The sequence below is a fragment of the Streptococcus oralis genome, assembly GCF_001588645.1.
Taxonomy (GTDB): Bacteria; Bacillota; Bacilli; order Lactobacillales; family Streptococcaceae; genus Streptococcus; species Streptococcus oralis_AB.
On record NZ_LAYF01000005.1, the window covers coordinates 89,239 to 113,998 of the forward strand.

11 protein-coding genes are annotated in these 24,760 nt (G+C 41.8%); 10 read left to right on the forward strand and 1 reads right to left on the reverse strand.

Features of this window, described 5'->3' with window-relative positions:
* Window positions 1-179: 179 nt before the first annotated feature.
* The 7 genes from A0739_RS05525 (at window position 180) to rfbB (ending at window position 7,608) form a co-directional block, all read left to right on the forward strand.
* Window positions 180-1,355, forward strand: a complete 1,176-nt coding sequence (locus A0739_RS05525) for a polymerase (protein WP_196755713.1) — start codon at window positions 180-182, stop codon at window positions 1,353-1,355.
* 47 nt (window positions 1,356-1,402) lie between these two features.
* Window positions 1,403-2,815: a flippase gene (locus A0739_RS05530; protein ID WP_061587327.1), complete on the forward strand. Its 1,413-nt coding sequence runs from the start codon at window positions 1,403-1,405 to the stop codon at window positions 2,813-2,815.
* 9 nt (window positions 2,816-2,824) lie between these two features.
* Window positions 2,825-3,928: a UDP-galactopyranose mutase gene (gene glf, locus A0739_RS05535; protein WP_061587328.1), complete on the forward strand. Its 1,104-nt coding sequence runs from the start codon at window positions 2,825-2,827 to the stop codon at window positions 3,926-3,928.
* A 27-nt stretch (window positions 3,929-3,955) separates the two neighbouring features.
* A complete protein-coding gene (locus A0739_RS05540; RefSeq protein ID WP_061587329.1) occupies window positions 3,956-5,008 on the forward strand; it encodes a sugar transferase in 1,053 nt (350 codons plus the stop codon).
* Window positions 5,009-5,079: 71 nt separating this feature from the next.
* Window positions 5,080-5,949: a glucose-1-phosphate thymidylyltransferase RfbA gene (gene rfbA, locus A0739_RS05545; RefSeq protein ID WP_000676122.1), complete on the forward strand. Its 870-nt coding sequence runs from the start codon at window positions 5,080-5,082 to the stop codon at window positions 5,947-5,949.
* Complete coding sequence (locus tag A0739_RS05550; RefSeq protein ID WP_061587330.1) at window positions 5,950-6,543, forward strand: dTDP-4-dehydrorhamnose 3,5-epimerase family protein; 594 nt, start codon at window positions 5,950-5,952, stop codon at window positions 6,541-6,543.
* 18 nt (window positions 6,544-6,561) lie between these two features.
* Window positions 6,562-7,608 (forward strand): dTDP-glucose 4,6-dehydratase, encoded by a 1,047-nt coding sequence (gene rfbB / locus A0739_RS05555; protein WP_061587331.1) that lies wholly within the window; start codon window positions 6,562-6,564, stop codon window positions 7,606-7,608.
* A gap of 60 nt (window positions 7,609-7,668) precedes the next feature.
* Here rfbB and rfbD read toward each other — a convergent pair whose 3' ends face one another.
* On the reverse strand, window positions 7,669-8,523 hold the full coding sequence (rfbD, locus tag A0739_RS05560; RefSeq protein ID WP_061587332.1) for a dTDP-4-dehydrorhamnose reductase: 855 nt from the start codon (window positions 8,521-8,523) through the stop codon (window positions 7,669-7,671).
* Between the two features lie 237 nt (window positions 8,524-8,760).
* On the opposite strand from rfbD, the gene A0739_RS05565 reads away from it, so the two are divergent.
* The 3 genes from A0739_RS05565 to A0739_RS05575 all read left to right on the forward strand — a co-directional run.
* The gene (locus A0739_RS05565) at window positions 8,761-10,743 is read left to right on the forward strand and encodes a peptide ABC transporter substrate-binding protein (RefSeq protein WP_061587333.1); all 1,983 of its coding nucleotides are present in this window, start codon (window positions 8,761-8,763) and stop codon (window positions 10,741-10,743) included.
* 277 nt (window positions 10,744-11,020) lie between these two features.
* Window positions 11,021-17,446, forward strand: a complete 6,426-nt coding sequence (locus A0739_RS05570; protein ID WP_082243816.1) for a SpGH101 family endo-alpha-N-acetylgalactosaminidase — start codon at window positions 11,021-11,023, stop codon at window positions 17,444-17,446.
* Window positions 17,447-17,587: 141 nt separating this feature from the next.
* On the forward strand, window positions 17,588-24,760 hold a 7,173-nt coding region (locus A0739_RS05575; RefSeq protein ID WP_061587334.1), incomplete at its 3' end, for a beta-N-acetylglucosaminidase domain-containing protein.

Here is a 24,760-nt window from a genome sequence, read left to right on the forward strand (position 1 = left end):
AAATACTCCTTTTATCAATCTTTTCGTTAGATTCTTACTTAATTATAGAATATATCGTACGGTGATTTTTCTAAAGAAATACAGATTTTAATCAAATGGGTATGTTCTATTCTTTGATATTTGATAATAGAGAGTTGTAAAGTTTTAAATATTTTTAATTAAATGATTGAAAGGGTTGGATGACTATTGTGATGAACAATCGTACTATATCAGAAAAAATTTATTTAATCACCTTATTTATATGGGTTGTTGTCACATCATTAGTCACAACTACTTATTTTATTAGATTGGAGGGCTTTTTATCATTGTATAGGATCCTCCTCTATTTCACAATTGCCATGATTTTGATAAAAGAGTTGGTGAATCTTCCAAGAACCTTGTATCACTTTAGATTTCATTGGGAACAACTGTTAATAGCAGTATTGTTCATTATTTCTATGTTTATAGTTGCAAAAAATCGAGAGGGGTTACTTGATTTAAATGTTCTTTTACTTGTTTTTTCTGCTAGAGATATAGATTTCAGAAAGTTATTAGGAACTTTCTCTTTTGCCACATTTCTAGTCCTTGTTTTGTCGATTTTTGCTAGCAACATGGGCGTGATTTCGAATATGATCATGCGTGCAGATAGCGGATATCGTTTTAGTCTAGGGTTTAATTATGTTTCGTTTGCTTCACAAAGATTATTTTTTGCATTGTGTAGTTATCTAATGTTTCGAGGGAAAAAAATTTCTTACATGGAATTACTGGTCTTACTGTCGGCTACGATTTATATGTACCAACAAACTTCGACAACCAGTCCATTTTATTTAAGTATTTTAATACTTACATATGCGTTGTTTAGTCTGAAAATCATAAAAAAAGACTTTATTATTGGACACTTCTGGATGAAAACAATCGTAAAATATGGTTTTATTTTGGCTTTAATCATTACCTTATATTTCTGTTTTTATTCATCTGGGAATTTATTCCATTTTGTAGATCAATTTACACATAATCGGCTACGGTTAAGTGTAGAGGGCTTCCGCAATTTTGGAGTATCTTGGTTAGGACAACATATTAAATTCACACTCTTAGATATTTTCGGGAATTTTACTAGTAATTATAATTTCATAGATAGCTCGTTTGTGCAGTTGTTGGTTATTGATGGCTTAATCGTCAGTGCCTTCATGTTGTTGATTCTTACTAAAGTTACGAAATATTTCGTAACCATTCGAAAAGATATCGTACTTGCCTGTTTAGGGGTAATGATTATCCATGGCATGTTTGACCCTCAAATGTTAGTTCTTCGATATTCTCCATTGATCTTATTTATCAGTCGTTTGTTTATCATGAATTCAGATAATGAAATTGAATAAAGAAGATTAAACGATAATTTGACAGGAAGGCAAAATTTTCTATATTTATGAAAGTGCTTAAAAACTACGCCTACAATCTTTCTTATCAACTGTTGGTGATTATACTTCCGATTATTACGACTCCCTATGTAACACGGGTCTTTTCTTCGGATGATTTAGGGATGTATGGATACTATAACTCTATCGTAACTTATTTTATCCTACTAGCGACGCTGGGAGTTGCGAATTATGGGACCAAGGAGATTTCAGGACATCGAAACAATGTTCAGAAAACCTTCTGGGGCATTTACAGTTTACAAGTCCTTTCAACCTGTTTAGCGGTTACGCTTTATATAGTTGTCTGCTTGTCTGTGCCGTCGATGAACAATCCAATTGCCTATATACTTGGCTTTAGTTTGCTGTCTCGTGGTTTTGATATTTCTTGGCTTTTTCAAGGGTTAGAAGATTTCAAAAAAATCACAGCTCGTAACACAATGGTCAAACTTCTAGGTGTTGTTTCGATATTCCTATTTGTTAAGAAACCATCCGACTTGTACTTGTATATCATCCTCTTGGTTGCCTATGATCTACTAGGTCAGTTGAGTATGTGGCTTCCTGCTCGGGAGCACATTCGCAAGCCGCATTTGGATATAGCCTATGCCAAAGAGCATATCAAACCAGTCATTCTCTTGTTTCTGCCACAGATTGCCATTTCACTCTACATCACGCTAGATCGCACCATGTTGGGTGCCTTGTCTTCGACCAAGGATGTCGGGATCTATGATCAAGCCTTGAAATTATTGAATATTTTGTTGACTTTGGTAACGTCGCTTGGTAGTGTTATGTTGCCTCGGGTCTCCAATCTCCTCTCATCAGGCAATCAAAAGGCGGTTAACAAGTTACATGAAATGTCTTTCTTAGTGTATAACTTGGTTATCTTCCCGATGATTGCGGGGATTTTGATTGTTAACAAAGATTTTGTTAATTTTTTCCTGGGGCAAGACTTCCAAGATGCTCGCTATGCGATTGCCATCATGGCCTTTAGAATGTTCTTTATTGGCTGGACCAATATCATGGGAATTCAAATCTTGATTCCTCACAATAAAAATCGTGAATTTATGCTGTCAACAACTATTCCAGCTATTTTCAGTGTGGGCTTGAATCTCCTCTTGATTCCGCCTCTGGGCTATATTGGAGCTTCAATTGTATCTGTTGCGACTGAAGGTTTGGTCTGGCTGATCCAACTCTACTTTACACGTTCGTATCTAAAAGAGGTCAAGATCTTTCCATCTATGCTGAAAATACTTCTAGCAGCACTCCTGATGTACGGCGCCTTGTATTCTGTACAAGCTTTCATGCACTTCTCGTCTGTTGTGAATGTCTTGATCTATTCTCTGCTTGGCTTCCTAGTCTACGGTGGCTTGGTTTTGGTCTTACGTGTCTTGGATTTTCAAGAACTAAAAAGTGTTTTAAAGAAATAAGGAGATTTTATGTACGATTATTTGATTGTCGGTGCTGGCTTGTCAGGTGCGATCTTTGCCTACGAAGCTAACAAACGCGGCAAGAAAGTGAAGGTGATTGATAAACGAGAACACATTGGTGGGAATATCTATTGCCAATCTGTTGAAGGAATCAATGTCCACAAGTATGGAGCTCACATCTTCCATACATCTAATAAAAAGGTCTGGGATTATGTCAATCAGTTTGCGGAGTTTAACAATTACATCAATTCACCAATTGCAAACTATCAGGGGCATCTCTATAATCTGCCTTTCAATATGAACACTTTCTATGCTTTGTGGGGGACAAAGACACCCCAAGAAGTCAAGGACAAGATTGCTGAGCAGACGACACACATGCAAGATGTTGAGCCTAAAAACTTAGAGGAACAAGCCATTAAGTTGATTGGTACGGATGTTTATGAAAAGCTAATCAAGGGTTACACCGAAAAGCAATGGGGGCGTTCTGCTACTGAACTACCACCCTTTATCATCAAGCGTTTACCAGTTCGATTGACTTATGACAATAATTATTTTAACGACCGTTATCAAGGGATTCCAATTGGTGGTTACAATGTCATCATCGAAAAGTTGTTGGAAGGAATCGAAGTAGAGCTTAATACAGATTTCTTTGCAGTTCGGGAGAACTTGGAGGCTTCAGCGAATAAGATTGTCTTTACAGGGATGATTGATCAGTTCTTTGACTACAAGTTTGGTGAACTTGAGTATCGTAGTCTCCGTTTTGAGCATGAGATTCTGGACCAAGAAAATCATCAAGGAAATGCTGTAGTCAACTATACTGAGCGTGATATTCCCTATACGCGTATCATCGAACACAAACATTTTGAGTTTGGGACTCAGAACAAGACGGTTATTACTCGAGAATATCCAGCAGATTGGAAGAGAGGAGATGAACCTTACTATCCAATCAATGATGCCAAAAACAATGCTATTTATGAGCAGTATCTAGCAGAAGCTGAGAAAAATGGCCACGTTATCTTCTGTGGTCGCTTGGCAGATTATAAATACTATGATATGCATGTGACTGTTGAACGTGCATTGGATGTGGTAGAAGAAGAACTAGGGAGTATCTAAGAACATCACAGATAAAGGGGAGAAAAGGTGAAATATTATCTGAAGGATTCATTTCTGCATAATGCACACGAAAAGAATGCAGGGAGTAAGGCACGAAATGACGTGGAAGCTATTCTAATCTCAGAGGGTTATGAGGGCTTGGAGCTCAAGGTTGAGAATTGGTATAAGATGAATTTCTTTAAAGCTCAACAACACAAATATCGTGCGACCAAGTCTGTGTTTGATCAGTTGGGAGCCGGAGATGAATTGGTGATTCAGTTCCCTATTATCCACCATACATTTTTCATCTCACAGCTCATTAAGCAGGCGCAAAAGAGAGGAGCAAAATTCTATCTGTTGATCCATGATATTGAAACCTTGCGTCATGCAGCAGGTTCGGAGGTGCAATTTCGTCATAAAGTGCGCAATTACTTCCAGGAAAAGAAAGCCTTGATGTCAGTGGATGGCATTATCGTTCATAATGATATCATGAAGAAAGTTTTGGTAGAACAGGGCGTGCCAGCAGATAAAATGGTTAGCTTGGAAATTTTTGACTACTTGATTCCTAACTTTGAGGTGCAAGTTGTTCCTCAAAAAAATCAACCTATTATTGTAGCTGGAAATTTGAACCCTGCAAAGTCAGGTTATCTTTATAACTTGCCAGATCAGCCAGCCTATAACTTGTATGGAGTGGGCTATGATGAAAGTCGTGCATTGAAAAACACCACCTACTTTGGTTCCTTTATGCCGGATGACCTCCCAGCTGCTCTTGAAGGTAGTTTTGGTTTGGTCTGGGACGGAGACAGCTCAGAAACCTGCCAAGGTTCTTACGGAAACTATCTACGCTTTAACAATTCGCACAAGGCCTCTCTTTATTTGGCTTCGGGCTTTCCTCTAGTGGTTTGGAAAGAGTCTGCCCTTGCGCATTTTGTTCTGGATAAAGAGTGTGGTCTAGCAGTTGACTCTCTACACGACCTCCAAAGAGTACTAGATGATTTGACACTTCAAGATTACAAGGAACTTTCAGAACAGGCTAGGAAAGTTGGAGCTGCTCTTCGAGATGGAGCCTATTTAAAAGCTGCCTTATCCAAATTGAAGTAAATTCCTTAGGGAATTTGGGACAAAATGAAATATAATATAGGATAGGTAATTAGCTAGAAAGGAAGCCTATTATGAAAGGTATTATTCTTGCGGGTGGTTCGGGAACGCGCCTGTACCCACTTACTCGAGCTGCGTCAAAACAGCTGATGCCGGTTTATGATAAACCCATGATTTACTATCCTTTGTCAACCTTGATGTTGGCTGGGATTAAGGACATTTTGATCATCTCAACACCACAGGATTTACCCCGTTTTAAGGACCTGCTCTTGGATGGCTCCGAATTTGGGATCAAGCTTTCATATGCGGAACAGCCTAGTCCCGATGGACTTGCTCAGGCTTTTCTTATCGGTGAAGAATTTATCGGTGACGATAGTGTTGCATTGATTTTAGGCGATAATATCTATCATGGGCCTGGTTTGAGCAAAATGCTTCAAAAGGCAGCTAAGAAAGAGAAGGGTGCGACTGTTTTTGGCTACCAAGTGAAGGATCCAGAGCGTTTTGGTGTGGTCGAGTTTGATACAGACATGAATGCTATTTCCATAGAAGAAAAACCGGAGAATCCTCGCTCTAACTATGCAGTAACAGGTCTTTATTTCTATGACAATGACGTCGTGGAGATTGCAAAACAGATAAAACCGAGTGCTCGTGGCGAGTTGGAAATCACAGATGTTAACAATGCTTATTTGAAGCGTGGGGATTTGTCTGTTGAGGTTATGGGCCGTGGTTTCGCCTGGTTAGATACAGGGACACATGAGAGTCTGTTAGAGGCATCCCAATATATCGAAACGGTGCAAAGGATGCAAAATGTTCAGGTTGCTAATCTGGAAGAAATTGCCTACCGAATGGGTTATATCAGCCGTGAAGACGTGCTGAAGTTGGCGCAACCACTTAAAAAGAATGAATACGGGCAATACTTGCTTCGTTTGATTGGAGAAATCTAGATGACAGATAATTTTTTCGGCAAAACACTTGCAGTGCACAAGATTGATGCCATTCCAGGTTTGTTAGAGTTTGACATTCCGGTTCATGGTGACAATCGTGGCTGGTTTAAGGAAAATTTTCAGAAAGAAAAGATGCTACCACTTGGTTTTCCTGAAAGCTTCTTTGTTGAAGGGAAACTGCAAAATAATGTCAGCTTTTCTCGTAAAAATGTTCTTCGAGGCCTCCATGCCGAACCTTGGGACAAGTATATCTCAGTAGCAGACAATGGAAAAGTTCTGGGTTCTTGGGTTGACCTACGTGAAGGTGGGACTTTTGGAAATGTTTATCAGACAATTATTGATGCAAGTAAGGGAATCTTTGTCCCTCGTGGCGTAGCCAATGGTTTCCAAGTACTCTCGGATACAGTTTCTTATAGCTATCTGGTCAATGACTACTGGGCACTTGAACTCAAGCCTAAATATGCCTTTGTCAACTATGCAGACCCAGCCTTGGGAATTGAGTGGGATAATCTAGCAGAAGCAGAAGTTTCAGAAGCAGACAAACATCATCCCCTACTTAAGGATGTCAAACCACTAAGAAAAGAAGATTTGTAAAAAAGTTAAGGAATAAAAATGACTGAATACAAAAATATCATCGTGACGGGTGGAGCAGGATTTATCGGTTCTAACTTTGTTCATTATGTTTATAATAACTTTCCAGATGTTCATGTGACAGTACTGGACAAGCTGACTTATGCGGGGAATCGTGCCAATATTGAAGAAATTTTAGGCGACCGAGTTGAGTTGGTTGTTGGAGATATTGCTGATGCAGCCTTGGTCGATAAGCTGGCAGCTGAGGTGGATGCTATTGTTCACTATGCGGCTGAAAGTCACAATGACAACTCACTTAATGACCCGAGTCCATTCATCCACACCAACTTCATCGGAACTTATACACTTTTGGAAGCGGCTCGTAAATACGACCTTCGTTTTCACCATGTTTCAACTGACGAAGTCTATGGGGACCTGCCTCTACGTGAAGATTTGCCAGGTCATGGGGAAGGCCCAGGTGAGAAGTTTACAGCTGAAACCAAGTACAATCCCAGCTCTCCTTATTCATCAACTAAAGCAGCTTCAGATATGATTGTCAAAGCTTGGGTGCGCTCATTTGGTGTCAAAGCGACTATTTCTAACTGTTCAAATAACTATGGTCCTTACCAGCACATCGAGAAGTTCATCCCGCGCCAAATCACCAATATCTTGAGCGGTATCAAGCCAAAACTCTATGGTGAAGGTAAGAATGTCCGTGACTGGATCCATACCAATGACCATTCTTCAGGTGTTTGGACGATTCTGACCAAAGGTCAAATTGGTGAAACTTACTTGATTGGTGCGGATGGTGAGAAGAATAATAAGGAAGTGCTGGAACTCATCCTCAAGGAAATGGGACAGCCAGCTGATGCTTATGACCATGTGACGGATCGAGCTGGTCACGACCTTCGCTATGCTATTGATGCTAGCAAGCTCCGTGATGAACTAGGGTGGGAGCCAGAGTTTACCAAATTTGAAGCAGGTCTCAAAGAGACCATTAAGTGGTACACAGACAACCAAGAATGGTGGAAATCTGAAAAAGAAGCGGTAGAGGCTAACTATGCTAAAACGCAACAAGTGATTAAATAATCAGATACTAAAAAGCAAGAGATCTCATGGTCTCTTGCTTTTTATGTATGTCATAAACTTTTATTTTCTTACTTCTTGTTTATAAAATTCTTTAAGGGCATCTTGCCAAGTTGGAATGACGAAACCTGTCGCCTTCGCTTTGGCTAAACTCATGGTTGAGTTGAGGGGGCGTTTAGCCTTGGCAGGAAACTTGCTGGAGTCTACTGGAATCACTTCAACATCACTGTCTTTAAGAATCTTGACAGCGAAGTCATACCAAGTGGTATCTTCAGTGGAGTCATTTGATAAGTGGTAGTAGCCAAATGCTTTTTGATTTTCAGTCAAGTAGGTCATGAACTCAGCCAAGGTACGTGTCCAAGTTGGACGACCGTGTTGGTCGTTGACAACAGTGAGAGTTTTATGGGTTTTAGCAAGATTTTGCATGGTAAAGACAAAGTTTTTGCCATAATTTCCAAAGACCCAAGCAGTACGGATGATATAATGTTGTGACGTAAGGCTTTCAACAAGTTCTTCACCCATTCTCTTGGTACGTCCGTACTCTGTTTGCGGATCAGGTAGGTCATCGACTTCCCATTCTTGTCCGACGGGTTTCTTCCCATCAAAGACGTAGTCTGTTGAGATATAGACCAGAGTAGCTCCGTATTTCTCAGAGGCCTTGGCTACATTTTCAGTTCCAGTTACGTTGATGGCAAAATCCAGTTCTTTTCCCTCATCTTCTGCCGCATCAACAGCAGTATAAGCTGCACAATGATAGACCAGAGTTGGATTAACCTCGGCAAAGACTTTCTCAACCATTTCAGCATTGGTGATATCCATTTCGGCCACATCCACGGCAACATAGTCCACATTTCGTTCATCTAGTAAATAACGTAGTTCAGTACCGAGTTGACCATTTGCACCTGTAATTAATATCATTGTCTTCTCCTTAACTTTTCTTCTATCTAATCATAGCAAAAAAATGATAAAAAATCTGATTTTCGGTCCTTGTTTTGCTGGTTTAAGATATAAAAATATAGTATTAGAGAATCATAATTTTATGATAGAAAACTTATTTTTCAGAATTTACCAAATTAATTCAAAAATTCTGAAAATTATATTGACATGTTTCTGAAAAGGGACTATAATGGGGTGAAAGTTTTAAAGGAGAAAACAATGAAAAGTTCAAAACTACTTGCCCTTGCGGGTGTGACGTTATTGGCAGCAGCGACTCTTGCGGCCTGCTCTGGATCAAGTTCAAATGCTAAAGGTGAGAAAACATTCTCATACATTTACGAAACGGATCCTGATAACCTAAACTATTTGACAACTGGTAAGGCAGCTACAGCAAATATTACGAGCAACGTTATCGATGGCTTGCTTGAAAATGACCGCTACGGTAACTTTGTACCATCTATGGCTGAGAATTGGTCTGTATCTAAGGATGGCTTGACTTACACGTATACACTCCGAAAGGATGCAAAGTGGTATACATCTGAAGGTGAGGAGTATGCAGAAGTTAAAGCTCAAGACTTTGTAACTGGTCTTAAGTATGCTGCTGATAAGAAATCAGATGGTCTTTACCTGGTTCAGGAATCTATCAAGGGATTGGATGCCTATGTCAAAGGAGAAATTACAGATTTTTCTCAAGTAGGAATCAAAGCTCTTGATGATTATACTGTTCAATACACATTGAACAAGCCAGAGAGTTTCTGGAATTCTAAGACAACAATGGGTGTTCTGGCTCCTGTTAATGAAGAATTTTTGAACTCTAAAGGGGATGACTTTGCTAAAGGTACGGACCCAAGCAGTATTCTCTATAATGGACCATTCTTACTCAAATCAATCGTAGCCAAATCATCAGTCGAGTTCGAAAAAAATCCAAACTATTGGGATAAAGACAATGTCCATCTTGATAAAGTGAAATTATCCTTCTGGGATGGTCAAGATACTAATAAGCCAACTGAAGCTTTCAAAGACGGTAGCTTTACAATGGCTCGCCTCTTCCCAACAAGTGCTAGTTACTCAGAGACTGAAAAAGCATTCAAAGACAATATCGTTTATACCCAACAAGATTCTACTACTTATTTAGTAGGCACAAATATCGATCGCCAGTCTTATAAGTACACTTCTAAGACAACAGATGAGGAAAAAGCATCAACCAAGAAGGCCCTTTTGAATAAGGACTTCCGTCAAGCTATTGCATTTGGTTTTGACAGAACAGCCTACGCTTCTCAAGTAAATGGTGCAAGCGGGGCTACTAAACTGCTTCGTAACTTGTTTGTTCCCCCTACATTTGTACAGGCAGATGGGAAAAACTTTGGGGAATTAGTTAAAGAAAAATTGGTGACCTATGGAGACGAGTGGAGCAAGGTAAACTTGGATGATGCCCAAGATGGACTCTACAATCCCGACAAAGCCAAAGCAGAATTCGCTAAAGCTAAGGCAGCCCTTCAAGCGGAAGGTGTGAAATTCCCAATCCACTTGGATATGCCTGTAGATCAAACCAATACAACAAAAGTTCAACGTGTTCAATCTTTTAAACAGTCAGTTGAAGAAAATCTAGGATCAGATAATGTGGTTATCGACATCCAACAGCTCCAAAAAGATGATGTTCAAAACATTACCTACTTCGCTGAAACTGCGGCTGGAGAAGACTGGGATATCTCAGATAACGTGGGTTGGTCTCCAGACTATATCGATCCATCTACTTATCTTGATATTATCAAGCCTTCTGTAGGAGAAAATACGAAAACATATCTAGGATTTGATTCTGGGACAAACAACGCTGCCGCTAAGCAAGTTGGTTTAGAAGATTACGAAAAAATGGTTGTGGAAGCTGGTGAAGAAACCACTGATGTTTCAAAACGTTATGAGAAATATGCTGCTGCCCAAGCTTGGTTGACAGACAGTGCCTTGCTCATTCCAACAACTTCTCAAACTGGTCGTCCAATGTTGTCTAAGATGGTGCCATTTACACTTCCATTTGCTTACTCTGGTAACAAGGGTATGAGTGAAGCCCTTTTGTACAAATATCTAGAAGTACAAGATAAGGCAGTGACAACAGAAGAATACCAAAAAGCTCAAGAAAAATGGTTGAAAGAAAAAGAAGAGTCAAATAAAAAGGCCCAAGAAGAACTCGCAAACCATGTGAAATAACTTTAAAAAAGTAAAGGATTTAGCCATCGGCATGATGGTTAAGTCTTTTTTTATCTTGGTATAAGTCCCTGAATGATTAGAGATAGGATTTTTCAGAAAAGAGAAAATTTTAGTGAATTTTACCTATTTCCTATTGCTTTCTGCCTTTTTATTTGTTATATTAAAAGTACAATTAATTTTTATTTATAACAGTTGAGCAGAGCACTTTCAGAGAAAGGAGTATTTTTTAAAAAAGAAATGTAAACGCTTACTGGAAAATGAAAGGATTTAGGAGTTCATGGATAAACGATTTTTTGAAAAACGCTGTAAGTTCAGTATTCGTAAGTTTACGCTTGGAGTAGCTTCGGTGATGATTGGAGCGACTTTCTTCGCAGCTAGCCCAGTATTGGCTGATCAAGCAACAGTTGGTTCTACAACTAATTTGCCAAGTGAATTAGCTGATTTGGATAAGAAGGCTAGTGATGAGGGGCATGATTTTGACAAGGAAGCTGCCGCTCAAAATCCTGGTTCAGCTGAGACTACAGAAGGTCCACAAACAGAAGAAGAGTTGTTGGCTCAAGAAAAAGAAAAGTCTGAAAAGTCAAGCAATCTGCCAAAAGAATTAGAAGATAAGTTGGAGAAAGCCGAAGACAATGGGCGCGAAGTTGACAAGGATCAATTGGCCCAAGATACAGGGAAGCTCGTCCCAGAAGATGTGGCTAAGACTACCAATGGGGAATTAAACTATGGCGCGACTGTTAAGATTAAGACGCCATCAGGAGAAGGTAGCGGTATTGTCGTTGCAAAAGACCTTGTCTTGACGGTTTCTCATAACTTTATCAAGGACAGCCAAGACGGCAATATCCGTAAGGTTGTGGATAATGACCAAGGGGATGGAGATATCTATAGCATCTCTTATCCAGGATTGCCAGATGTCAAGTTTAGTAAGAAAGATATTATTCATTGGGATCGTGAAGGCTATCTGAAAGGCTTCAAAAATGATTTGGCCCTAGTGAGATTGCGTACAGTTCTAGAAAATACGCCTGTTGAAGTAACTAAAAAGCCAGTTGTTAAGAAAATTGGAGATAAACTCCATGTCTTTGGTTATCCAGAAGGGAAATTGAATCCGATTATCAATACTACAGTTGATTTTGCGGAACCATACGGAGAAGGTGTCCAAGGGATTGGTTACCAAGGAGGAAAACCGGGCGCTAGTGGTGGCGGTATCTTTGATACAGAAGGAAAATTGGTCGGTGTGCACCAAAATGGTGTAGTTGGAAAACGGAGCGGCGGTATTCTCTTCTCACCAGCTCAACTAAAATGGATCCAAGACCACATACAGGGAATTTCAAGTGTGAAACCAGCAGACTTGGAAGAGAAAGAAAAACCCGCTGAAGAAAAACCAAAAGAGGATAAACCTGCAACTGCTAAACCTGAAATACCTAAGACAGTAACTCCTGAATGGCAAACAGTAGCGAATAAAGAGCAACAAGGAACAGTCACTATTCGTGAAGAAAAGGGTGTTCGCTACAATCAATTGTCTTCAACGGCCCAAAATGACAATGACGGCAAACCAGCCTTGTTTGAAAAACAAGGATTGACAGTTGACGCTAATGGAAATGCGACGGTTGATTTAACCTTCAAAGATGATTCTGAAAAGGGCAAATCACGCTTTGGTGTCTTCTTGAAATTTAAAGATACCAAGAACAATGTTTTTGTTGGATATGACCAAGGTGGCTGGTTCTGGGAATACAAAACTCCAGGTAATAGCACATGGTATAAAGGCAACCGTGTGGCAGCACCAGAACCAGGTTCTGTAAATCGTCTTTCTATCACTCTCAAGTCAGATGGACAACTCAATGCCAGCAACAATGATGTAAATCTCTTTGACACAGTGACCCTACCTGGGGCGGTCAATGAGAATCTTAAAAATGAGAAGAAGATCCTTCTCAAGGCAGGAACTTATAGCAATGACCGTACGGTTGTCAGCGTTAAAACAGACAATCAAGAAGGTGTAAAAGCGGATGATACTCCTGCCCAGAAAGAAACAGGTCCAGCCGTTGATGATAGCAAGGTGACTTATGATACGATCCAGTCTAAGGTCCTCAAGGCAGTGATTGACCAAGCCTTTCCTCGTGTGAAAGAATACACCTTGAATGGCCATACTTTGCCAGGACAAGTTCAACAACTTAAGAAAATCTTGGTAAACAATCGCGAAATTACACCTGAAGTCACTTATAAGAAGATCAATGATACTACCGCAGAGTACTTGATGAAACTTCGCGACGAGAAGAATTTCATCAATGCAGATATGACAGTACGCTTGCAAGTTGTGGACAATCAGTTGCATTTTGATGTGACCAAGATTGTCAACCACAATCAAGTTACTCCAGGTCAGAAGATTGATGATGAAAGAAAACTTCTCTCCTCTATCAATTTCTTAGGAAACTCACTTGTGTCAGTTTCAAGCGACCAAACTGGAGCTAAGTTTGACGGGGCAACCATGTCAAACAACACTCATATCAGTGGAGATGAACATATTGCTGTAACCAATCCAATGAAAGATTTGGCTAAGGGCTATATGTATGGTTTTGTTTCTACAGATAAGCTTGCTGCAGGTGTTTGGAGTAACTCTCAAAACAGCTACGGTGGTGGTTCGAATGACTGGACTCGTTTGACAGCATTCAAACAAACTGTTGGAAATACAAACTATGTGGGAATCCAAAGTTCTGAATGGCAATGGGAAAAAGCTTATAAGGGCATTGTTTTCCCAGAGTACACCAAAGAACTTCCAAGTGCCAAGGTTGTTATCACCGAAGATGCCAATGCTGACAACAAAGTCGACTGGCAAGATGGTGCCATTGCTTATCGTAGCATCATGAACAACCCTCAAGGTTGGGAAAAAGTTAAGGATATCACTGCTTATCGTATCGCGATGAACTTTGGTTCACAAGCCCAAAACCCATTCCTCATGACCTTGGATGGTATCAAGAAGATCAATCTCCACACAGATGGTCTTGGACAGGGGGTTCTCCTTAAAGGTTATGGTAGTGAAGGTCACGACTCTGGTCACTTGAACTATGCTGATATTGGTAAACGTATTGGTGGTGTTGAAGACTTCAAGGCCTTGATCGAAAAAGCGAAGAAATATGGAGCATATCTAGGTATCCACGTGAACGCTTCTGAGACTTATCCTGAATCTAAATACTTTAACGAAAATATTCTTCGTAAGAATCCAGATGGCAGCTACAGCTACGGCTGGAACTGGCTAGACCAAGGTATCAACATTGATGCTGCTTATGACCTAGCACATGGACGCTTGGCTCGCTGGGAAGACTTGAAGAAAAAACTTGGTGATGGTCTCGACTTTATCTATGTGGACGTATGGGGCAATGGTCAATCAGGTGATAACGGTGCCTGGGCTACCCACGTTCTTGCTAAAGAAATCAACAAACAAGGCTGGCGTTTTGCGATTGAGTGGGGGCATGGTGGTGAATACGACTCTACCTTCCAACACTGGGCAGCTGACTTGACCTATGGTGGCTACACTAATAAAGGTATCAACAGTGCTATCACCCGCTTTATCCGCAACCACCAAAAAGATTCTTGGGTTGGGGACTACAGAAGTTACGGTGGTGCAGCCAACTACCCACTTCTAGGTGGCTACAGCATGAAAGACTTTGAAGGCTGGCAAGGAAGAAGCGACTACAATGGCTATGTAACCAACTTATTTGCCCATGATGTCATGACTAAGTACTTCCAACACTTCACTGTAAGTAAATGGGAAAATGGTACACCAGTTACCATGTCTGATAACGGTAGCACCTATAAATGGACTCCAGAAATGAAGGTTGAGCTAGTTGATGCAGCAGGTAACAAGGTTGTTGTGACTCGTAAGTCAAATGATGTCAATAGCCCGCAGTACCGCGAACGTACAGTAACGCTTAACGGACGTGTCATCCAAGATGGTTCAGCTTACTTGACTCCTTGGAACTGGGATGCAAATGGTAAGAAACTTCCTACTGATAAGGAAAAGATGTACTACTTTAATACGCAGGCCGGTGCAACAACTTGGACCCTTCCAAGCGATTGGGCAAATAGCAAGGTTTACCTTTACAAGCTAACTGACCAAGGTAAGACAGAAGAGCAAGAACTAACTGTAAAAGATGGCAAGATTACCCTAGACCTTCTAGCAAATCAACCATACGTTCTCTACCGTTCAAAACAAACCAATCCTGAAATGTCATGGAGCGAAGGCATGCACATCTATGACCAAGGATTTAACAGTGGAACCTTGAAACACTGGACCATTTCAGGTGATGCTTCCAAGGCAGAAATTGTCAAATCACAGGGTGCAAATGAAATGCTTCGTATCCAAGGCAATAAGAGCAAGGTCAGTCTTACTCAGAAACTGACTGGCTTGAAACCAAATACCAAGTATGCTGTTTATGTCGGTGTTGATAACCGTAGTAATGCTAAGGCAAGTATCACAGTGAATACTGGCGAAAAAGAAGTGACTACTTACACCAATAAGTCACTCGCTCTCAACTATATCAAAGCTTATGCTCATAACAATCGTCGTGAAAATGCTACAGTTGATGATACAAGTTACTTCCAAAACATGTACGCCTTCTTTACAACTGGATCGGACGTATCAAATGTTACTCTTACATTGAGTCGTGAAGCTGGTGATGAAGCAACATACTTTGATGAAATCCGTACCTTTGAAAACAATTCAAGCATGTACGGAGACAAGCATGATACAGGTAAAGGAACATTTAAACAAGACTTTGAAAATGTAGCTCAAGGTATCTTCCCATTTGTAGTAGGTGGTGTTGAAGGTGTCGAAGACAACCGCACTCACTTGTCTGAAAAACACGATCCATATACACAGCGTGGTTGGAATGGTAAGAAAGTCGATGATGTTATCGAAGGAAATTGGTCATTGAAGACAAATGGACTAGTGAGCCGTCGTAACTTGGTTTACCAAACAATCCCTCAAAACTTCCGTTTTGAAGCTGGTAAGACTTATCGTGTAACCTTTGAATACGAAGCAGGCTCTGACAATACCTATGCCTTTGTAGTTGGTAAGGGAGAATTCCAGTCAGGTCGTCGTGGTACTCAAGCAAGCAACTTGGAAATGCATGAATTGCCAAATACTTGGACAGATTCTAAGAAAGCCAAGAAGGCAACCTTCCTCGTGACAGGTGCAGAAACAGGCGATACTTGGGTAGGTATCTACTCAACTGGAAATGCAAGCAATACTCATGGAGATACTGGCGGAAATGCCAACTTCCGTGGTTATAACGATTTCATGATGGACAATCTTCACATCGAGGAAATTACCCTAACAGGTAAGATGTTGACAGAAAATGCTCTGAAGAACTACTTGCCAACTGTAGCCATGACTAACTACACGAAAGAGTCTATGGATGCTTTGAAGGAGGCGGTCTTTAACCTCAGTCAGGCAGATGATGACATTAGCGTGGAAGAAGCGCGTGCAGAGATTGCCAAGATTGAAGCTTTGAAGAATGCTTTGGTTCAGAAGAAGACAGCCTTGGTAGCAGAAGACTTTGAAAGTTTGGATGCGCCAGCTCAACCAGGTGAAGGTCTAGAGAATGCCTTTGATGGAAATGTGTCTAGTCTATGGCATACATCTTGGAATGGTGGAGATGTAGGCAAGCCTGCAACCATGGTCTTGAAAGAACCAACTGAAATCACAGGACTTCGTTATGTTCCACGTGGCTCAGGATCGAATGGTAACTTGCGTGATGTAAAACTGGTTGTGACAGATGAGTCTGGTAAGGAACATACTTTCACTGTAACTGATTGGCCAGATAACAACAAGCCAAAAGACATTGACTTTGGCAAGACAATCAAGGCTAAGAAAATTGTCCTTACAGGTACCAAGACTTACGGAGATGGTGGCGATAAATACCAATCTGCAGCGGAACTCATCTTTACCCGTCCACAGGTAGCAGAAACACCACTTGACATGTCTGGTTATGAAGCAGCTTTGGCTAAGGCGCAGAAATTAACAGACAAAGACAATCAAGAGGAAGTAGCTAGCGTTCAGGCAAGCATGAAATATGCGACGGATAACCATCTCTTGACGGAAAGAATGGTGGCCTACTTCGCAGACTATCTCAACCAATTAAAAGATTCTGCTACGAAACCAGATGCTCCAACAAGTAGCAAGGGTGAGGAGCAACCTCCAGTTCTTGAAGTTCCTGAATATACAGGTCCTTACGGAACAGCTGGAGAAGAAGCGGCTGTTCATGACCTACCTGAGTTTAAGGGCGGAGTCAATGCAGCAGAAGCAGTTGTACATGAAGTCCCTGAGTTCAAGGGCGGCGTCAATGCAGTTCAAGCTTTGGTTCACGAATTACCAGAATACAAAGGTGGAGCCAATGCGGTCCTAGCGGCTGCAAATGAAGTCCCTGAGTTTAAGGGTGGCGTCAATGCGGTCCAAGCCTTGGTAAACGAGAAACCAGCCTACACAGGTGTATTGGCTACAGCTGGAGATCAAGCAGCTCCAACTGTTGAAAAACCTGAGTACCCGCTCACTCCAAGTCCAGTAGCTGATACCAAAACTCCGGGAGCTAAAGATGAAGAAAAACTACCTGCTACAGGGGAGCACAGCTCAGAAGTAGCCCTCTTCTTGGCAAGTGTGAGTATCGCTTTATCTGCTGCTGTTCTTACGACAAAACGAAAAGAAGACTAAACAGATTTGGTTTTAGAAGTCCAAAAGATCTCGAATCAAATAGGATCAAACAGCCGGAGAGGACCTCTAGGTTCTCTCCTTTTTTCAAAGGAGAAATGATACCGCTTACTCATGTATGCGGATGAAAGGAATAGGAGAAAGATGGATAGACATTTTTTTGAGAAACGCTGTCACTTTAGTATAAGAAAATTTGCAATCGGTGCAGCCTCCGTTATGATTGGTGCTAGTATCTTTGGAGCCAATATGGTTCAGGCAGCAGAAACAGCAGCGCCTTCAGAAACAGAGGGAAGCATCACCCATGTTGAAGCACTGGATAAGTTACCCGATGATTTAGCCAATGCGCTTAAAAAGGCGGATGCAGAAGCTGCAACAGAAGCAAGTCATGAAGAAACTCCAGCGACTGACGAAGGAAGCAATCCTACATCAAGTGAAGAGGCAAAACCAGAGACAAGTCCTACAAGTCCCAAGCTAGCAGAAACGCCGAAACCGGTTGAAACACCAAAGGCAGACAATAAACCAGCTGAAACTGCTACGCCAGCAGCAAAACCAGCTGAAAAGCAAATTGAAGATAGAGAAGATGTCAACCATCTCGAAGGTGCTACTGCTCAGGTGAGCAACCATGAGACTGGTACCAACTTTACTGCGGATAAAGCTATCGATGGAGATGACAATACTCGTTGGGCTACAGACAAAGATGTACCAAAACCAACTTTTGAACTAACTCTGCCAAAGACTACCTTGATCAAGCATGTGGAAATTGACTGGGATCGTCGTCTTCGTAATGGGCAAAATGATCCAAATATCAAATCTTGGAGTCTCTACTACGCAGGTCAAGAAGACGTGGGCGCTAATGGAGAAAAACAATGGAAACTCGCTCATACCAAAACTGGAGATCCTGTTTTAGATGAGAAAGTAGATCTAGCTGAAAGTATTCAAGCTAAGTATCTTAAGTTAGAAATTAACGACTATCAAGCGGGTACAATGAACTGGAGAAACGTTGGAATCCAAGAAATTCGAGCTTATTCAAACGTTCCGGACCATAGTAAGGTAACGGATATCCGCCAAGTAACCGAACTAACAGTAGCAGAAGATGGACAGTCTCTTGTCTTACCAACTTTACCAGGGAAAGTTAGCCTTATCGGAAGCAACAAGCAAGGTGTGATTGACCTTCAAAATCACATCCATAAACCTCTGACAGATCAACGTGTCAAGATCATGGTCCAGCAAATCAAAGACAGTCATACTTTCACTAAGGAATTTGAAGTAGTCATCAAGGGGCTACATCAGGACGAAGGTGTGGGTGTGAAACCAAAAGTAGCACCAGCTGTTCAACAATGGTATGGGAAAGAAGGCCAATCTTCTATCACTTCAGATACAGTTCTTGCGACAGGAGATTCAGGCTTTGATCAGGCTGCAACCTTCTATCAGTCAGACCTTGCCAGCCGTGGATTGGAACTAGCAACAGGTGACAAGCAGGCTCAAAAACGAATCGAATTTAAAAAAGTTGAAAACAAGGGTTATGGTAAAGAAGGGTACGGTATCACTATCCAAAATGATGTGATTACCATTGAAGCTGCCACAAACACAGGAGCCTTCTACGCAACTCGTACTCTTCTTCAAATGGGAGAAACAGACCTACAAAATGGCGAAATTCGAGATTTCCCAAGTTTCAGCCACCGTGGCTTTATGCTAGATACAGGTCGTAAATTTATCCCTTACGACACTCTTGTAGACATCATGCTCAACATGGCTTACTACAAGATGAATGACTTGCAGTTGCACCTTAATGATAACTATATCTTCCTCAAGGAACATTTGGCAGGTAAGAATCTTTCTAAAGAAGAAGAACTCAAGTATGTCCTTGAACATGCCAAGACTGGTTTCCGTGTGGAGACAGACATTGTCGGTAAGAATGGTCAAAAATTGACATCAGATGAGCATTATACCAAGGAAGAAATGCAAAATCTGATTAAACTTGCCAAGGCCTTGCATATCAACCTAGTGCCAGAAATTGACACACCAGGTCACGCCTTGTCCTTTGTCAAAGTCCGCCCAGACCTCATGTATCAAGGTAGTTTGAGTGATTATGCTGGCAAACACAATGTTGAACGTGTTGCCATGCTGGACCTAGATAATAAATACGATGAAACGCTAGCTTTTGTCAAATCAGTTTATGACAAACTCCTCGATGGTCCAGATGCACCGCTTCATGGCGTGTCCACTGTTCATATCGGAACGGATGAATACTATGGCAGCAGAGAAAGCTATCGTCGCTATGTCAATGACCTTATCAAATACATTAAAGGAAAAGGTTATACCCCTCGTATCTGGGGATCGCTCAGTGCGAAACGAGGTAAAACAGCGGTTGATTGGAACGGAGTAGAAGTTGATATCTGGAGTATTAGCTGGCAACGACCAAATGAAGCCATTGCTCAGGGAGCTAAGATTATCAACATCACAGATGTACCGACCTATAGTGTGCCAAGTGGAAGCAATAGTCAAGCAGCCTACGGGGACTATGCTAACTACGAACGCCAATACAATAGCTGGACACCGAATGATTTCCAAACAGGTGGAGGTCCGCTTCTAGCAGCTTCTCATCCAAGTATCCTTGGTGGTGGGCACGCAGTTTGGAATGACAATATCGACCTTCATGAGACAGGCTTGACCTCTTATGATATCTTTAAACGCTTCTTCAAGAGCATGCAAACTACTGCGGAGCGGACTTGGGGATCTGACCGTGCAGCTGCGACCTTTGCAGAACGCACCCTACCAACTAGCCCTTATGCACCACAGTCAAATCCTGATAAAGAGATTGATCAAAGCGACTTGTTTACCATCAATTCTGAAACAGTCAAGAACTATGCAAGTAAGAAAGTGAAGGCAAGCGAACAGGGATTGGCTTTTGAGAAAGATAGCAGTATCGAAGGCTTGGCTGGTGATGTTGGTCCAAGTCACGTCTTGAAGTTTGATGTGACTGTCACTGGAGACGGGGAACAAACCTTCTCAACAAGTGGGGACAACCGTATCTATCTAGCTGATAAAGACGGCTATCTTGCTTACCAATTTGAACAGTTCCATATTCAATTCAATAAAAAACTTGAAAAGAACAAACGTTATCAAATCTCCATCGTGACCAAACCACAATCTACAGAAGTCTATGTGGATGGTGAAAAGATTGAACGTATTGCAAATCCAGCTCACCCTCGCTTTGCCCACAATAGCTTGGTATTACCGCTTGAAAGCATCGGTGGTTTCAAAGGAATCTTGCATAGCGCAGAGTTGTCAGACAAACCATTTGTAAATCCTCGCTTGATTTCAAATGATAAGATTACAGCAACCGCAAGCAGTCAGCAACTTCCAGGAAACGCGACTGAAGGCGCTGTTGAAAAGGCCTTTGACAATGATCCAAATACCTTCTGGCATACTAAATGGACTGGTGACACTGCGCCATACACCCTTACTATGACCTTGAAAGAAGCAGAAAAAGTCAATGGCTTGACCTATCTCCCACGCCCAGGTGGTGGAAATGGTGTTGTGACACGCTACGAAATCTACGCACAAAAAGATGGCAAAATGGTCAAGGTTTCAGAAGGAAACTGGGACAACAACGCCCAAGAAAAAACAGTCAACTTTGCGGCGGTGCATACCAACAAGATTGAGTTGAAAGTATTGGAAGGCGTTGGTGGTTTTGCAAGTGCAGCTGAAGTTCATCTATTGAAACCTGTCAAAGAAGAGCAAGAAACGCCTGCACCAAGTCAACCAGAAAAACCAACTACACCAGAAAAACCAAAAGTAGAGAAAACAGGTGATGGAACAGTTGAATTGGCAGATCAATTCACTGCAAGTAAACCAGCTAGCGAAGACAGCATTGCAGCTGCTAGCAAGAGCGCAGACTATCTCAAGAAAGAGTACAAGGTCTTCCCAACTCCACAAAAAGTGACTTATGGAGAAGGAGCCACAGCCCTTCGTAAGCAAGTCAATCTGGTCATGGGCGATCAACTCGATATCTATACTCGCAATCGCTTGAAGAGTGTCTTGCAGGACAATCAAGTATCTTATACAACTGGTAAGGCGGCAATCGCTGGCGCAACCAATATCTATCTTGGAGTGCATGGACAAGGTTCACAAGCAGAGCAAAACTTGTCCAATGTTTCAGCAGGCCTCTTTGACAAGATTGACGCCTATGTCTTGAGCATCAAGGATAATTCGATTTCCATCGTCGGAAAAGACACAGATGCGGTCTTCTATGGTTTGACAACCTTGAAACACATGCTCAAGGAAAGCCAAGTGCCAGTCCTTCGCAATGTGACAGTAGAAGATTACGCAGAGCTCAAGAACCGTGGTTTCATCGAAGGATACTATGGAAACCCATGGTCGAATGCCGATCGTGCAGAACTCATGCGTTTTGGTGGCGATTTGAAATTGAACCAATACTTCTTTGCACCAAAAGACGATCCATACCACAACAAGAAATGGCGTGAACTCTATCCAGAAGAAAAACTAGCTGAAATCCGTGAACTAGCTCGCGTCGGAAATCAAAGTAAAACACGCTATGTCTGGACTATCCATCCATTCATGAACAACCGCATCCGCTTTGGCAATGAAGCACATTACCAAGAAGATTTAGCAACCATCAAGGCCAAATTTACCCAGTTGATGAAAGTGGGTGTCCGTGAATTTGGTATCCTTGCAGATGATGCTCCAAGCCCAGTCGGTGGCTACAATAGCTACAACCGCTTGATGCAAGATATGACCAAGTGGTTGACTGAAATGCAGGGAACTTACAGCGGTCTTCGTAAAGAAATGATCTTTGTTCCTGGCCAGTATTGGGGTAATGGACGTGAGGATGAGTTGAAATCCCTCAATGAAAATCTCCCAAGATCAACAACCATGACCTTGACGGGTGGTAAGATTTGGGGTGAAGCCTCTGAAAGCTTCCTTTCAACTCTCAAGAACAATCTATCCGCAGGTGGCAAGACCTATCGCCCAGTTTCACTTTGGATTAACTGGCCGGTAACAGACAACTCTAAACAACACTTGATTCTAGGTGGTGGTGAGAAATTCCTTCATCCAAATGTGGATCCAAGCTTGCTATCTGGTATCATGTTGAACCCAATGCAACAGTCAGAGCCATCTAAGATTGCCCTCTTTTCAGGAGCTCAATACTCATGGAAACAGTGGAAATCAGAAGAAGAAGCTAAGAAAATCAATGACATTGCCTTCAACTTTGTAGAAAATGGTCATTTTGGAGATAGCAAGGTATCAGCAGCCTTCCGCGAACTTGGTAAGCACATGATCAACCAAAACATGGATAATCGTGTCGTCAAACTGGAAGAATCTGTAGATTTGGCTCCAAAATTAACAGACTTCATGACCAAGCTCAAAGCAGGTCAGGATGTGACTGCCGAACGTGCAGCCTTGCGTGCAGAATTTGCCAAGATTAAAGAAGCAGCCGAACTTTATAAAGCATCAGGCGACCAAAAGATGGTTGCCCAAATCCACTATTGGTTGGATAATGCAATTGATCAAATGAATGCTCTCGATGCCTTCCTTACAGGAACTGAAGCCATGGCTACAAACGATGCAGCCAAACTTTGGGATAGCTACTATAAAGGTTTGAAATTCTACGAACAGTCTCAAACTCACACCTTCCATTATGTAGACCATATGGAAAAGGCTGAATTGGGTGTTCAACACATTCGTCCATTTATCCTATCCCTGAAAGAAGTTCTAGCTTCTGAAGTTCAAAAAGTCTTGCACCCAGACCAAATCATCAGCACCTTTATCACCAATCGAACAGGTGTAGAAGGTGGTTTGGCAGAAGTAACGGATGGCGACTTGGCAACCCATGCGATTATTAAATCACCAAATAGCATCAAGACAGGTGATTATATTGGTATGAAGTTCAACAAGCCGGTATCAATCCAAACCTTGACCTTTGCAATGGGAACGCAGGCAAATCCACGTGATACCTTTAGTAAGGCAGAAGTGCAGTATCAAGATGAAAATGATAACTGGGTAACCTTGAAAGAGCCAAGCTATGTCGGAAATGAATCCCTTCTTAAGTTTGAAAATCTCAATATCAAGGCCAAGGCAGTTCGCATGATTGCGACAGCAGACCGCGAGAACACTTGGTTTGCAGTTCAGGAAATTGCAGTCAACCGTCCAGTTGAAAAAGCTCGTAGCCAACAAGCAACGACAGTTAGTCTAAGCTCAAACTTAGTTTACAAACTAAATACCTCAGCTCGTCAAATCACTGATGGCAAGGACAATACAGAAGCCATGATGGCAAACGCTGATGGTAGCAATACCACTCCAGTAGATGCCTGGGCGCAACTTGACCTCGGCGAAGTCAAGTCAGTCACTAAAGTTCGCCTTCGTCAAGGAACAGGTGATAAACTTGTAGCAGGTGTGCTTGAGTATTCTACAGACGGTACTACTTGGCAGGAACTTGATCGCTTGGCAGGTGAGCAAACCAAGGAAGTGACTAGAGCAATCAATGCTCGTTATATCCGAGTACGCAATACTAAGGCACTCGACCTCTGGTGGCGTATCCAAGACTTCTCTGTTGAGACACGCTCTGGAAACAGTGAGTTAACGGACACAAACGTCGATGCCTTGAAGGAAACGCCGGTAGTGGATAGCTTGGGCAGTTATGAACTTCAAATTCCAGCTGGAACTAAACTTCCTGCAAATAGCTATCTAGGTATGAAACTTGACCGTATCCATCAGGTCAAGAGCATCCAGCTCCAAGGCCAAGCCAACCCAGCTCTTAGCCTTGAGTACTCTGCAAATGCTCAAGAATGGATGCCAGCTAGCCAGTTGACTGATAGATCTGCAGCAAGCCACTTAGTACGTTATGTGCGTCTGGTCAATAAAACAGATCAGGAACAAGCTGTGACAGCCACTTCTCTCCTTGTGACAACCAAAGAAGTGCAACCAACCAAACTAGAATCTACAACTATGGGCATTCATCCAACATACGGAAGCAATGATGTTCGTAAGCTGAACAACCTAGAGCAACTGTTTGATGGTGTTTACAACAACTTTGTTGAGTTTTCAGACTATGCTCGTAAAGATGGTCACGTGACCTTGAAACTTGGCAGCGAACGCACTATCAAGAAGATTAGAGCTTACATCCAAGACGGAACTCAAAACTACCTTCGTGATGGTAAGATCCAAGTCAGCCAAGACGGTAAAACTTGGACAGATGTCGTGACAGTAGGAGATGGTGTGGCCAATAGCCAACACGATGATTCATTGACAGATGGTTGGACACATGATTCTAAGATGCCAGGAAATCGCTACATC